This is a genomic window from Acinetobacter sp. S-1 (genome assembly GCF_059579785.1).
On record NZ_CM184207.1, the window covers coordinates 2,933,729 to 2,948,826 of the forward strand.

The window sequence follows — 15,098 nt, forward strand, 5'->3', positions numbered from 1 at the left end:
AATTTAATTCATTGTTATTTATTTAGGGAAAATACATTAGCATTTTTTTACTAGACGATAAAATCTTTAAGTCATTTATAAATAGGTTCACTTTATTTAAGTTATAAAAAAGCCTCCGAAGAGGCTTAAATTGTATTGTCTTAAACTAGAATATCCCGCTTACCATTAGGACCCATTGAGCTCACAATGCCGTTCTCTTCCATTTGATCAATAATACGAGCAGCACGGTTATAACCAAGACTAAATTTGCGCTGTAGCGAAGATGTAGATGCTTTTCGAGTTTCTAATACGAATGACACACATTGATCATAAAGTGCATCTCGGTCAGAACCGCCTTCACCCTCTTCAAAGCCACGTGACGCTGGCTCTTCATCAAATGGTGTCAAGATTTCATCAATATAATCTGGTTCGCCACGCTCACGCCAAGCATCACAGATACGGTTTACTTCATCATCACTAATGAAAGCACCATGCACACGTTCCGGCTCAATTTTACCTGGTCCTAAGAACAGCATATCACCATGACCTAACAAGTCTTCTGCTCCACCAGCATCCAAAATAGTACGCGAGTCAATTTTACTATTTACACGTAGTGCTACACGCGTTGGAATATTGGCTTTAATCAAACCGGTAATAACATCAACAGATGGACGTTGAGTTGCAAGCAATAGGTGAATACCAGCAGCACGAGATTTTTGCGCCAAACGGGTAATCATTTCTTCTGCTTTTTTACCCACTTGCATAATCATGTCGGCGAACTCATCCGCAACAATGACAATAGATGGTAATGGCGTTAAACGAGGTGCACGTTCTTGTGTCGCTGAATCACTTGGCTTCCAAGTCGGATCAATTAAGTCTTCACCATTCGCAATCGCTTCTTCAACTTTACGGTTATAGTCACTTAATTTACGAATTTTTAAGAACGACATAAGTTTATAACGACGTTCCATTTCATTCACACACCAGTTTAACGCACTTACCGCATCTTTCATGTCAGTAACGACTGGAGTTAATAAATGTGGAATATCATTATAGTTTGCAAGTTCGAGCTGTTTTGGATCGATTAGAATTAAACGTAGTTGGTCAGGCGTATATTTAAGCAACATCGATAAAATCATCGAGTTTACTGCAACTGACTTACCAGAACCTGTCGTACCAGCAACCAACATATGCGGTGCTTTCGCCAAATCAGTGAGTACAGGGTTACCCGAAATATCTTTACCCATCGCCATACTAATTAATGCACTTGGGTCGCGATATGTTGGTGTTTCCAATAACTCAATCAAACGTACCATTTCACGGGCACTGTTTGGCACTTCAATACCAATATATGGTTTACCAGGAATGACTTCGACCACACGTACAGATGCCATCGACATTGAACGCGCCAAGTCACGCGAGATATTCGTGACCTTAGAAGCTTTAACACCGGGTGCCAAATCTAACTCAAAGCGAGTTACAACTGGTCCTGGTTGAGCCTCTACTACTTGAGCTTTTACGTTAAATTCTTGCAATTTAATTTCAAGCAATTCAGACAAACGTGAAAGTTGCTCTTCAGTAAAGTTGACTTTCTTATTTGGATCAACCTTATCGAGTAAATCAAGACCTGGTAAAGTTGGCAAATCCAAACGCTTTTTGGCAACTTGCATTGCATGAGACATTGGGCGGCCTGATGCATCTGTTAACGGCGCATCAAAATCGAAATCGTCTTCATCAAAATCAGAATTTTCCTGCGGTTTCCCAGCAGTCTCCTGCCAAGCCTCAATAAACTCTTCTTTTGAAAGTTTGTCGGCCTGTATAGTCGTTTGGATAGGAGCTTTTACAAATGCTGAAGATTGCGCATAACTACTTGCTCTTACAGGTTCAGCTGGAGCAATGTCTTCATCTATTAATAAATCATCAAAATCTTCAAAGACTTGTTCGTTTGCTAAATTTTTAGGTGATTGATTTAAATTTGAAATATTTGAAGATGTTTCGTTCGCAATATTAACAGATTGCGAAGTTGGTTCCGTCTCTATATGGTGATCTTGAACAAATGGTGTATGCACATCTGTTGCAGTTTTACTGTTTGGAACCGCGGCAAGCAACTCATCAAAAATCTCATCATCATTCCAATCAAGACCATGTAAGTCTTGTTTAGATGATGGTTGATTTTGATTTACTTGAGAAATTGTTTGCTGAAATTGCTCATGAGTAGGAACTTGTTCTATCTCTGTCGAATCATCAGCAGCTCTTAAAAGCGCATCAATTTCTTGCTTATGACTCGCATCATCACGCTGTAAAGCACGCCATACTTCGCCAGTCGCAACTAAACGTTGGCTATCTCGTTCAAGTTTATGGGCCTGTTCAAGCGTATGCTCAAAGTTCTGAGTATTTGCAACTGGTGTATCTGCAACAGGTTCAGGTCGGCTCTGCTCTTTCGCTAGCACATCTGCAAATAAGCGCTCAGCAACCGCATCATGTCGCGTTGTGGTAGATTGCGGTTGAGTTGATTCAGATTGAACTGATGCTTCTTTCTCATCTGAAGCATTCGCATTCGTCTCTGCATTATCAGCAACTTTAACCGCGGCTGCTTTGTTGGCAGGTTGAGTTGTTAAGTCATAATCCGATTCATTCGGAGATACGTTCTTATAAAATAAATCTTGTAAATAACTTGGTGTCGCTTTGAGCGTAACCCATGTTTTACTCCATTGCACCCCAAATGCAAGTGTAAACAAGACTACCCCGAAAACCAGCAAAAATAAGGTCGCACCGTAAATTGTTAACAATTGAGATAGGCTTTGACCTAACTCATAACCAATAATTCCCCCAGCTGCATTATCTAAAGTATCTGCCGGCACATTCCAATGTAAATAAAGTAAGCTAGATACAACTAGAATTAAGAAGAATTGTGCAGCATAACGAAATGGGCGGTTTAGGAAACTACGTGGCCACCAAACCTGAATTGCTTCAATGAAAAGGAAAATTGGAATAAGCAAACTTGCCCATCCTAAAAAACCAAACAGCAAATCTGCAATCCATGCGCCAGCAATACCACTTGCATTGGATACTTGCTGAGTATCACTGGAAATATGCATCCAGCCCGGGTCAAATGGTGTATATGTTACTGTTGCCAGAAACATATAAATACCAAAAGAAACCAAGAATAATGTCATCAATAAGCGCTGTGCATAAACACTTGACACCGCAGTCATATACTGTCCTGTAACCCATTTAATTATTGGTTTAGAGATGTGAAGAACTACATTTTAGATCTTCAACGAATGAACTTTATATTATGCACCTGTTCTTACAAAAAAGGTGCATGATTCTTTACAGTTGTTGTTAACATAAGGCACTTCTATATTGTTATATAACTTAATTCGATTGACCTGATCAATATTATCCACATTGATTTAACGCTATTGATCGGCAAATTCACGTATAATTTTCAAAATTCTCGAAATAAATAAGGATACCCTCAATGAGTGCTCGTCATTCTCGGTTAATTATTCTCGGTTCTGGCCCTGCGGGCTATAGTGCAGCAGTATATGCAGCGCGTGCAAACCTTAAACCTACTTTAATTGCAGGTTTACAACTAGGTGGGCAACTTACAACAACAACCGAAGTTGACAACTGGCCGGGCGATCCTGAAGGTTTAACAGGTCCTGCATTAATGGATCGTATGCAAGCACATGCTGAACGCTTTGGTACAGAACTCGTCTATGACCATATTAACGAAGTGGACTTAAGTGTACGTCCTTTTGTTTTAAAAGGTGATATGGAAGAGTACACATGTGACGCTTTAATTATTGCAACTGGCGCTACAGCTCAATATCTTGGTCTAGAGTCTGAACAAAACTTTATGGGTCAAGGTGTAAGCGCATGTGCAACATGTGATGGTTTCTTCTACAAAAACCAAAAAGTAATGGTTGTTGGTGGTGGTAACACCGCTGTTGAAGAAGCACTTTATTTATCAAATATTGCTTCACATGTAACGTTAGTACATCGCCGTGATACTTTACGTTCTGAAAAGATTTTGCAAGATCATTTATTTGCCAAAGAAAAAGAAGGCAAAATCAGCATTATCTGGAACCACGAAGTTGAAGAAGTATTGGGTGACAATACTGGCGTAACCAGTGTTCGCCTTAAATCAACTCAAGATGATTCTAAGCAAGACGTAGAGGTTCATGGTCTGTTCGTAGCAATTGGTCACAAGCCAAACACTGGAATGTTTGAAGGCCAGTTAAACCTACGTGATGGCTACATCCAAGTGCAAAGCGGTACCTCTGGTAATGCAACAGCGACTTCTGTAGCTGGTGTTTTTGCTGCTGGTGATGTCGCTGACAGCATTTATCGCCAAGCGATTACTTCTGCTGGGTCTGGCTGTATGGCGGCCCTAGATGCTGAAAAATATCTAGATAATCTTTAATTAATAGATTTCTAGAGTTTTAAAACAGCCGTTCTTATAACGGCTGTTTTTTTAGAATAATGACTAGCTGACATATATTAATTTTTATAGCATAACCTTAAAGCTCATCTTATTTTATTTTTATGAATACACTTCCACTTTCCCAATTCATTTTTCCTGATCCCATTGAGGCCGATCCAGATGGGCATGGTTTAATTTGTATCGGAGCGGACCTCTCCCCTTCTACCCTATATGAAGCATACACCCATGGTCTTTTTCCTTGGTTTAATGAAGATGAGCCTATTTGTTGGTGGAGCCCAGAACCTCGTTGCGTGATCTACCCTCAAAACTACAAGCCCAGCAAGTCATTACTGAGAAATATGAAAAAACATGACTATGCAATTACGGTTAATCATGCCTTTGAACAAGTTATTCGCTCTTGCTCTTTGCCAAGAAGTTATGCAGACGAAACATGGATTAGTGAAGATATTATTCAAGGCTACTGTGAGATGTTTAATGCTGGTTATGGTTACAGTATTGAAGTATGGCAACAAGAGGAGCTTGTAGGAGGTTTATATGGTGTTACGATTGGTAAAGGATGTTTTGGTGAGTCAATGTTTAGCAACGAAACCGATGTCTCAAAAATGGCTTTTTATACATTAATGCTCATTGGACAAGAAAATCAGCTACCATGGATAGACTGCCAACTCGTAAACAGTCACTTAATTAGTCTGGGAGCCAGTACACTTTCTCGTCAAGACTACTTAAAATCGTTACAAGATGTAATTATTCACCCCTCTATCAATTGGAAAAAGTATCAAGAACGTGTATTTTCAAGTAAAACAATAGCATTAGATGCAAAATTAATGGAATGATAACAGGAGGGACCAATCATGAAATCATATCACCCGAAGTCCCTTTTAAATGATCTGCAGTATTATATTACTCCACCTCATGATTGCAGCTATCTAGAAAATAAATCAGCACGCATGGTGTTTTTAGATCCCATCCATCGAATTGATGTGGTCACTCTTTCAGAACTTTCTCGTTTAGGCTTTCGCCGTAGTGGCGACTTTGTTTATCGCCCTGAATGTCACTTATGTAGACAATGTTTGTCTTGTCGTGTCCCAGTGGCCGATTTCCAAATGAACAGCATGCAAAAAAAAGCATGGAAACGAAATCAAGATCTCACTATGACTGTTCTGCCTACGCGACAAGCAGCACAAATTCATTATGATTTATACGAACGCTATATTAATGAACGCCATGCAGATGGTGATATGTTTCCGCCGAGCTTAGATCAGTTTGAAAAGTTTTTAGTACATAGCTGCACAGATAGTTTTTTTCTTGAGCTTTGGAAAGACAATCGGCTCATTAGCGTTTCTACTTGTGATTTAATGGATGATGGACTATCGGCTGTCTATACATTCTTTGATCCCGATGAGCACCGCAGATCACTTGGTGTTTACTCTATTCTTAACCAAATTGAATATGTCAAATCGCTCGGTTTAGAATATCTATACCTAGGCTATTGGGTGCCTCATTCAGCCAAAATGAACTATAAATCGCAATATACACCTTTAGAACTTCTACTTGATGGACAATGGCGCCGTTTAAACAGGTCATTATCACCAGAGGAAATTCAACAGCTAGGTACGTCTCTTATGACCACGTTACCTTCTGAATGGAATAATTTAATCATTAAATAAAGATGCGAAATCATCTGTACAGGTTTTTACCATAATGACCGCATGTTCCCGCCCACCATCTTGGGTAGGATAATAATTGCGACGCAGGTCAATTTGGTGAAAGCCTGTTTTTTCATATAAACCAATAGCAGCTTTATTACTTTCACGGACTTCTAAAAAGATTTGTACTGGTTGATTTTCTAATTTTTCAATTGATGCACTTAATAACTCATATCCTAAACCCTGCCCTTGCATTTTAGGATCAACAGCCATGAGCAACAAATTCGCTTCATCTAAAACAGGCTGTAAGATACAAAATCCAACGACTCTGTTTTGTGACTCAATCACTGTACATTGATAAGAATTCAAAGATTCAATAAATTGCTGTCTTGACCACGGATGGGTCTGAACTGATGTTTCAATTTGAACGACAATATCCACATCAGTGTTTTGCATAGTACGAATCATGAGTTTCAACGCAATGAAGATTCTAAAGTAGTGCGTATTATAAAAACTTCCCACGAAAAAACGAGCAAAAAAAAGGACAATTGAATTGCCCTTTTTTTAAAGTAATTTTAAAGACCTAATTTTTCACGCCAAGTTGCTAGCAATGCAGTGGTATCCGAATCATTTGGATGAAATTTTGGTCTTAAAAAATCAAGTAACTCTGGAATTTGACGAGTCATAAAACCTTTACGACCATACATGAACTTAAGCATGTACTTCGTATCTTTCCAAGTTAATTTATCATCAGTTTTAAGTAACTTAGCAGTAAAATAAGACTGCGTTGCGAAGATTAATGCCATTGCAATAATCAAGGCTGTTGAACGCATAAAATAAGCTTTCGGACCTTGTCCGTACATACTTGTATACACATCAAATGCCACAGCTTTATGTTCATTTTCTTCAACTGCGTGCCACATCCACAAATGATACATAGTGTCGTCTTGGAACATGGCCTGAATTTCAGGGTTTTGTAAAAGTTCAGCTGCAATGGTCGATGTGAAATGCTCTAGAGCACAGGTTCCAGTCAAATCAATCATTTCTTTGGTATAGCCAAAAGGTTTCATTAATTTGGTTACAACAGCTGTACCCATCTTAATGACTTTTCCTGTTTGCTTTTCCATATGACGCACATCATAACCATAAGCCTGTGCTGAAGCATTAAATGCTAAATGCTCTTTGGAGTGCATCGCTTCTTGACCAATAAAAGCACTAATTTCTTTTTGAAGATCTGGATCAGCAAGCTTTGGATCATTTCGAACGGCACGCGTACTATTTACAAAGAACTGCTCACCTTCTGGAAAAAGGGCCGATAATGCTGTCATAAAATGTGTTAATGCTGCATCATAATTTGCCCAATAACGTGGGACCTGAGCAAATTCAAAATCCATACGACGCACAGGGAAACTAGCGCCAGCACGATTGGAAATATTTACCTTAGCATTCATCTCAGACTCCTTTTAAGTGAATAGCTAATTCACATATAACTTTATTTATTTTCTTAATATTTATAATCATACGTCTTTCGATGTGCCAATTAAGTGCAGATGAGGACAGAGAAATATCAGATGAGGTCATTCATAGACACATAAAGGGGCAATAACTGCTCCACGATCTCTTTAAAATAGTTATAGAAAAATAAAAAAGGGCCACTATCGGCCCTTTATAAATCATGAATTAAATCTATAAACCTAATTTTGCTTTCCATGTTTTCAATAGACCAACGGTATCTAGGTCATTTGGATGAAAGCCAGGTTTAAAGTAAGCTAACATTTCTTTAGCCATACCACTAATAATACCTTTAGATGGGCTATATCCGTATTTATAAATTACTAATAATTCATCTAAATTCAATTTGTTATCTTGCTTTAATAAACGAAGCACAAAAGATGACTGAATCAAAAAGATTAAAGTCATAGCAAATACTAAAGAACTTGTACGTAACGCGTAGGCTTTTAGACCTTTACCAAATACACCTTCGTATACATCATAAGCTACGGCTTTATGCTCATTTTCTTCAATCGCATGCCAATACCACATTGTTGACATTGTTTCATCTGTCATAAGCTCTTGAATGTGCTTATTGACCAATAATTGCGAAGCAATAGTAGCGGTAAAATGCTCAAGAGCCGTTGTAGCAGTCAAATCAACCATTTCTTTTGTCATACCGAAAGGTTTGACAATTTTTACAAAAGTTTTAATTGCTGTTTGAATTGCCGTATCGGTAAATTTTTCTAACGTTTCTACATCATGACCAAACTTTTGAGCAGAAGCGTTGAAGTTTACATGCTCTTGAGTATGCATTGCTTCTTGCCCAATGAAAGCACTAATCTCTTTTTGGAGTGCTTCATCATCTTTAATCGCTGGGTGATAACGTACTGCTCGTACACTATCTATAAAGAATTTCTCACCAGCCGGAAACAATGCTGACAATGCAGTCATAAAATGTGTGAGTCCAGCAGAACCATTCATCCAATATTCTGGTACATCATTAAAGTCAAAATTCATACGACGCACTGGAAAGCTTGCACCTGCACGATTCGTAATATTCACTTTAGCATTCATACCCAAAGCTCCTTAGTAAGTAACCCTAGTTACTCAAACTTTATTGTTCGTTTTCTTGATTCTTATCATACAAAGTTAATAAAAAGGATTAAGGGGAAATAAGGACATTGAAATATCAGTTAAGGCCAGCCTTTATAGTGATTGTTAGACAATTAAATATAAAAAAAGCGCTCTAAAAAGAGCGCTTTTTTTCACTGAAAGTGATTATGCAGTTACTTTCGCAACAACACCAGCACCTACAGTACGACCACCTTCACGGATCGCAAAACGTAGACCTGGGTCCATTGCGATTGGGTGGATTAATTCTACTGACATTTCAACGTTGTCGCCTGGCATAACCATTTCAACGCCGTCTTGTAATTGGATCGCACCAGTTACGTCAGTTGTACGGAAGTAGAACTGTGGACGGTAACCATTTAAGAATGGAGTGTGACGACCACCTTCTTCTTTAGAAAGTACGTATACTTCTGCGTCGAATTTAGTGTGCGGCTTGATTGTACCTGGTTTAGCAAGTACTTGACCACGTTGTACGTCTTCACGCTTAGTACCACGAAGTAAGATACCACAGTTCTCACCTGCACGGCCTTCGTCAAGAAGTTTACGGAACATTTCTACGCCAGTTACAGTTGTTTTAACTGTATCTTTAATACCAACGATCTCTACTTCTTCACCAACTTTAACGATACCAGCTTCTACACGGCCTGTTACTACAGTACCACGACCAGAAATTGAGAATACGTCTTCGATTGGCATTAAGAATGCTTTGTCGATAGCACGTTCTGGTTCTGGGATGTAAGAGTCAAGCGCTTCAACAAGAGCAAGAACTGAAGACTCACCATATTGACCAGCATCGCCTTCCAACGCTTTAAGCGCAGAACCACGGATAACTGGAGTGTCATCACCAGGGAAGTCATAAGTAGAAAGAAGTTCACGAACTTCCATTTCTACTAATTCAAGTAATTCTTCATCATCAACAAGGTCACACTTGTTCAAGAATACGATGATGTAAGGTACACCAACCTGACGAGAAAGAAGGATGTGTTCACGAGTTTGTGGCATTGGACCGTCAGTCGCAGCACACACAAGGATCGCGCCGTCCATCTGAGCAGCACCAGTAATCATGTTTTTAACGTAATCGGCGTGGCCCGGGCAGTCAACGTGCGCGTAGTGACGAATTGGAGAATCGTATTCTACGTGTGAAGTATTAATTGTAATACCACGTGCTTTTTCTTCAGGTGCTGAGTCGATTTGTGAGTAATCTTTCGCTTCACCGCCGTAAGTTTTTGCACAAATTGTTGCAATCGCAGCAGTTAAAGTTGTTTTACCATGGTCAACGTGACCGATTGTGCCCACGTTTACGTGTGGCTTATTACGTTCAAACTTGGCTTTAGCCATGATGATCTTCCTTTATAAACTACTCATGGAGGGTCACCCCATGAGCACTTGGTTTTTAACTAAGAAATTAGTTTGGGCTTATAGTAATCGAAAGATTACTCGTCGTCACCTTTTTTACCGCCAGCTTGGAATTTAGCGATGATGCCTTCAGCCACGTTACGTGGAGTTTCAGCATATTTAGCAAATTCCATAGAGTAAGTCGCACGACCTTGAGACATAGAACGCATTTGAGTCGCGTAACCAAACATCTCAGCAAGAGGAACTTCTGCACGAATTGCTTTTGTTCCACCAGGAAGATCGTCCATACCTTGAACCATACCACGACGACGGTTTAAGTCACCCATGATATCGCCCATGTAGTCTTCTGGAGTTTCTACTTCAACTTTCATGATAGGTTCAAGAAGGATAGGATCCGCTTTCATGAAACCATCACGGAAGGCATAAGAACCTGCCATTTTGAACGATAATTCGTCAGAGTCGACGTCATGGTAAGAACCGTCGAATAATGTCGCTTTAATACCAACAACAGGGTAACCAGCCAATACACCATTCTTCATACGTTCTTGAATACCTTTGTCAACCGCGCCAAAGAATTCTTTAGGTACTACACCACCAACAACTTCTTCAACGAATTGGTATTCTTTACCAGCTTCTTCAACATCAAGCGGTTCAAGACGTACATATACGTGACCAAACTTACCTTTACCACCAGTTTGACGTACGAACTTACCTTCTTGTTCAACAGACTTTTTGATCGTTTCACGGTAAGCAACCATTGGTTTACCAATGTTAGCTTCAACACCGAATTCACGCTTCATACGGTCAACAATGATGTCAAGGTGAAGTTCACCCATACCAGCAATAATTGTCTGACCAGATTCTTCGTCTGTACGAACACGGAACGATGGATCTTCTTTAGCCAAACGACCTAAAGCGATAGACATTTTTTCTTGGTCTGCTTTAGTTTTTGGTTCAACAGCCAATGAAATTACTGGCTCTGGGAATTCCATACGCTCAAGAGTAATGATGTTTTTCTCATCACATAATGTATCACCAGTTGTAACGTCTTTAAGACCTACACACGCTGCGATATCACCTGCACGGATTTCATCAAGATCTTGACGTTCGTTCGCATGCATTTGTACGATACGACCGATACGTTCACGCTTAGCTTTAACTGGGTTATAAACCGGATCACCTTGTTTAAGAACACCAGAGTAAACACGTACGAATGTTAAGTTACCTACGAATTTGTCGTTCATGATTTTGAACGCAAGCGCAGAGAACGGAGCTTCGTCAGATGCTTCACGAGACGCTTTAGTTTCGTCTTTGTCGTCAAGGATACCTTCGATCGCTTTAACTTCTGTAGGTGATGGTAAGAATTCAATTACAGCATCCAACATACGTTGAACACCTTTGTTCTTGAACGCAGAACCACAAAGCATTACTTGAATTTCAGAAGCTAATGTACGAGCACGTAAACCAGCGATGATGTCTTCTTTAGAAAGATCACCTTCTTCTAGGTACTTGTCCATTAATTCTTCAGAAGCTTCAGCCGCAGCTTCAACCATTTTTGTACGCCATTCGTTAGACGTATCAACTAGGTCAGCTGGGATATCAGCATATTCAAACTTCATACCTTGAGATGCTTCATCCCAGATAATCGCTTTCATTTCGATAAGGTCAACAACACCCTGGAATGTATCTTCAGCACCAATTGGCACAACGATAGGAACAGGATTACCACCTAAACGAGTTTTAACTTGCTCAACAGCACGGAAGAAGTTTGCACCAGTACGGTCCATCTTGTTCACGAATGCTAAACGAGGCACTTTATATTTGTTCGCTTGACGCCATACAGTTTCAGACTGAGGTTGTACACCACCTACAGCACAGTAAACCATGCACGCACCGTCAAGAACACGCATAGAACGTTCAACTTCGATTGTGAAGTCTACGTGTCCCGGGGTGTCAATTACGTTGATACGGTGTTGTTCGAATTGGTTACCCATACCAGACCAGAAACAAGTCGTAGCAGCAGAGGTAATTGTAATACCACGCTCTTGCTCTTGTTCCATCCAGTCCATTGTTGCTGCACCGTCGTGTACTTCACCAATTTTGTGAGATACACCTGTGTAGAACAAAATACGTTCAGTTGTAGTTGTTTTACCTGCGTCAATGTGCGCAGAAATACCGATGTTACGGTAACGAGTAATTGGGGTTTGGCGAGCCATGATGTCTACATTCCTAAATGTTATATTTAAAACAGGACGCACCAATTAAATTGATGCGCGCGAATATCCAAACAGGCAACTTAAATACCTGCAAAGCCCCCACTTTGATAGAGAGCAATGTTGAATCGAGCTGCTGTACGCATGAATATTCTCCTGAATAAGGCCTGTTTTATCCGCTTAGAAACGGTAGTGAGAGAAGGCTTTGTTAGCTTCAGCCATACGGTGCACATCTTCACGTTTTTTGATTGCTGCACCTTTACCTTCAGCTGCATCAAGCAACTCACCAGCAAGACGTAAAGCCATCGTTTTTTCAGAACGCTTAGCAGCAGCATCTACTAACCAACGCATAGCTAAGGCAGTACGACGGGATGGGCGTACTTCCATAGGTACTTGATAAGTAGCACCACCAACACGGCGTGCTTTTACTTCAACCATAGGACGAACTTTTTCAAGAGTAGTCTCGAAAAATTCAACTGGGTCTACTTTGTTTTTTTCTTGAACGCGTTCTAAAGCACCGTAAACGATACTTTCTGCAATAGATTTTTTACCATCTTGCATTACGTGGTTCATGAATTTAGCGATTGTTTGGCTGCTAAATTTTGGATCTGGAAGGATCTCACGAGCAGCGACTACGCGACGTCTTGGCATTTTAATACACCTAATAATATGACACTTCAGGATGATCCAGCAGTTTGTACAAGTGTCATGTACACGACGCTGGCCTTACTATACGTCGCTTGAATTACAAATCTATGAAGAATTCAAACAAGCGAAACGCTAAAGGGCTTATTCGACTAGTTTCCTAGAATTACTTCTTAGGACGCTTAGTACCGTATTTAGAACGTGATTGATTACGATCTTTAACACCAGCACAGTCTAATGAACCACGAACGGTATGGTAACGTACACCCGGTAAGTCTTTAACACGACCACCACGGATAAGAACAACACTGTGCTCTTGTAAGTTATGGCCTTCACCACCGATGTAGCTAGATACTTCAAAACCTGAAGTTAAGCGAACACGGCAAACCTTACGCATAGCTGAGTTAGGTTTTTTAGGTGTAGTTGTATAAACACGTGTACAAACACCACGACGTTGTGGACAAGCCTTCAACGCAGGAACTTTGGATTTTTCAACCAAAGTCGTACGACCCTTACGGATCAACTGATTCGTTGTTGCCATATGGCAATTCTCCCGTTATTAAAAAACCTTAAAAAGAAAATACCTCTTTTTAAGGGCACATAATTGTAAGCCAAGATGCAAAAATGGTCAACATGGCAATACTTACCAAATGTTGACCATATCAATGTTTGACAGCACGATTTACAAATTTAAATAGAGGTTATTTCTACTTTTTAAACCTTCACTTTGTAAGCATATTGTTAAGAGTATTTTTTATCTTCTAATATCTCGTCATCATCCTCTGGAGTTAAAGCAGGCTTTTGTTCAGTATGCTCATGTTCTGTCACATGTTTGTCAGCAAGTTTTTCTAAGCCCTTATGAACATTTTCCTGAACTTTCTCTTCACTTTTTTCGCTTTCTGTAGGTTTTAACACAATAGATACTTTCGAGATTACCTCGTGATTTTCTACTTTATGATGATGAGTAGCATGAATATTGCCATCTTCGCCTACATTTAAAAGTCTTGGGCTTGCTTTTTGAATGAGTGTAACCGCAGCATAATAAGCCTGTAGTGGAGATAAATGCTCACTTGGATGTTCATTTAAATAATGTCTTGCAGCTCCAAAAATTGCCTGAGCTTTATGTCCTACATCTTCTTGTAATTTCCAGCTATATACTGCACTTAAAACAGCGCCTGCAACTGGAGTAAACTTACCCAAAGCTGAAAGTTTAGGAATACGATTTAACCATTCCCATTTAAACTCCCCTTCTTCATCTGTTAGCCAGTTCTTTAAAGTATCTATATCTGTGGTTGAACCTAATACTTGCTGAAATTGATGAATATCTTGAGTTTCCAACATATTTCGTAATGTTTTTAAAGCCAACAAGAGAGTTTGTTTCTCTGCAATCAAGCTAATATCAACTTCTTTAAAAATAAACTCAACAACATCTTGGTCTGCTACCTCCAGCAGATCAAAGCCATGTGACCTTCCAGTCTGGTAAATAGTTCTTAAGACCAAAACCAATGATACTGGAATATCTACAGCTGCACCAACGACGCCTGATACACCTGTAATTGCACCTTGTACAGTCGCAATGAGCTTGTTTTGTTCTATAAGCGCCTGACTTAGACGTTGAGAACGACCTGTATCTTTAGTTAATTCAAATAAATCTTTAGCACCCGCTTCTTCTAGGATTTTTTCAGTTAAGGTACTTTTTGAACTAAAGTCATTTAACCAATTAAATAAATGGCCTGAGATTTTTTCATCCCAATCTGGCGAAAGAAATGTAGCAACACCATTTACTTTTTTAAAATGTCGACCAAATACCTGACGTGTGACTTTTGGTAAATGTTCTCTTAGCATTTGTTGAGGACTTTCATATTGCTCAACTTCAAATGGGCTTTTTGTTCTCGATCTACCTTCAACAGTTTTTCCAGTTGGGATTGGTTCAATTACCTTACTGACGTCACCTGATTGGTTCTGTTGCAAGATACTCAATCCTGTAGAACTGAGCTTTTTAGCCACTCCGAAGACCTGAGAAAACAAATTGTCAGATTGATTATTATTAAATTTTGTCATCAAGTACCTCGATTTTTTAATTTATCTAATTAGAGATAAATACTAGGTGGAATGTGGATTTATCTCAACTTGAATGTGTGTATTTTAGTTAACCCTAAATGCAACATACTATGTATTTGG

The 15,098-nt window shown here is 39.5% G+C and carries 12 protein-coding genes; 3 read left to right on the forward strand and 9 right to left on the reverse strand.

All coding sequences use genetic code 11. From position 1 onward, the window contains the following. Positions 1–140 precede the first annotated feature (140 nt). A complete protein-coding gene (locus AC52J8_RS14090) occupies positions 141–3,194 on the reverse strand; it encodes a DNA translocase FtsK (protein WP_208753174.1) in 3,054 nt (1,017 codons plus the stop codon). Between the two features lie 269 nt (positions 3,195–3,463). Between AC52J8_RS14090 and trxB the strand changes: the two genes are divergently transcribed. The 3 genes from trxB to AC52J8_RS14105 all read left to right on the forward strand — a co-directional run bounded on the left by trxB (position 3,464) and on the right by AC52J8_RS14105 (position 6,099). Next, positions 3,464–4,411 (forward strand): thioredoxin-disulfide reductase, encoded by a 948-nt coding sequence (gene trxB / locus AC52J8_RS14095; protein ID WP_005803159.1) that lies wholly within the window; start codon positions 3,464–3,466, stop codon positions 4,409–4,411. A 122-nt stretch (positions 4,412–4,533) separates the two neighbouring features. Next, on the forward strand, positions 4,534–5,265 hold the full coding sequence (gene aat, locus AC52J8_RS14100; protein ID WP_005070905.1) for a leucyl/phenylalanyl-tRNA--protein transferase: 732 nt from the start codon (positions 4,534–4,536) through the stop codon (positions 5,263–5,265). A gap of 18 nt (positions 5,266–5,283) precedes the next feature. Next, positions 5,284–6,099 (forward strand): arginyltransferase, encoded by an 816-nt coding sequence (locus tag AC52J8_RS14105; protein WP_004703325.1) that lies wholly within the window; start codon positions 5,284–5,286, stop codon positions 6,097–6,099. On the opposite strand, the gene rimI is transcribed toward AC52J8_RS14105, so the two are convergent. From rimI to AC52J8_RS14145, 8 genes are all read right to left on the reverse strand, one after another. Further along, the gene (gene rimI / locus AC52J8_RS14110; protein ID WP_086400218.1) at positions 6,085–6,546 is read right to left on the reverse strand and encodes a ribosomal protein S18-alanine N-acetyltransferase; all 462 of its coding nucleotides are present in this window, start codon (positions 6,544–6,546) and stop codon (positions 6,085–6,087) included. The two genes, AC52J8_RS14105 and rimI, sit on opposite strands and share 15 nt — an antisense overlap. Before the next feature lie 107 nt (positions 6,547–6,653). Further along, positions 6,654–7,529 (reverse strand): metal-dependent hydrolase, encoded by an 876-nt coding sequence (locus AC52J8_RS14115; protein WP_002121736.1) that lies wholly within the window; start codon positions 7,527–7,529, stop codon positions 6,654–6,656. A gap of 235 nt (positions 7,530–7,764) precedes the next feature. Further along, positions 7,765–8,646, reverse strand: a complete 882-nt coding sequence (locus AC52J8_RS14120) for a metal-dependent hydrolase (RefSeq protein ID WP_086400219.1) — start codon at positions 8,644–8,646, stop codon at positions 7,765–7,767. 204 nt (positions 8,647–8,850) lie between these two features. Next, positions 8,851–10,041 (reverse strand): elongation factor Tu, encoded by a 1,191-nt coding sequence (tuf, locus tag AC52J8_RS14125; protein WP_005065785.1) that lies wholly within the window; start codon positions 10,039–10,041, stop codon positions 8,851–8,853. Between the two features lie 95 nt (positions 10,042–10,136). After that, positions 10,137–12,275 carry an elongation factor G gene (fusA, locus tag AC52J8_RS14130; RefSeq protein WP_002120436.1) on the reverse strand — a complete coding sequence of 713 codons (2,139 nt, stop codon included), beginning with the start codon at positions 12,273–12,275 and terminating at the stop codon, positions 10,137–10,139. Positions 12,276–12,452: 177 nt separating this feature from the next. Then, positions 12,453–12,923 carry a 30S ribosomal protein S7 gene (gene rpsG / locus AC52J8_RS14135; RefSeq protein ID WP_001138055.1) on the reverse strand — a complete coding sequence of 157 codons (471 nt, stop codon included), beginning with the start codon at positions 12,921–12,923 and terminating at the stop codon, positions 12,453–12,455. Between the two features lie 160 nt (positions 12,924–13,083). Continuing rightward, complete coding sequence (gene rpsL, locus AC52J8_RS14140; RefSeq protein WP_002050319.1) at positions 13,084–13,458, reverse strand: 30S ribosomal protein S12; 375 nt, start codon at positions 13,456–13,458, stop codon at positions 13,084–13,086. Between the two features lie 200 nt (positions 13,459–13,658). Next, positions 13,659–14,978: an EcsC family protein gene (locus AC52J8_RS14145; RefSeq protein WP_198912073.1), complete on the reverse strand. Its 1,320-nt coding sequence runs from the start codon at positions 14,976–14,978 to the stop codon at positions 13,659–13,661. Positions 14,979–15,098 lie beyond the last annotated feature (120 nt).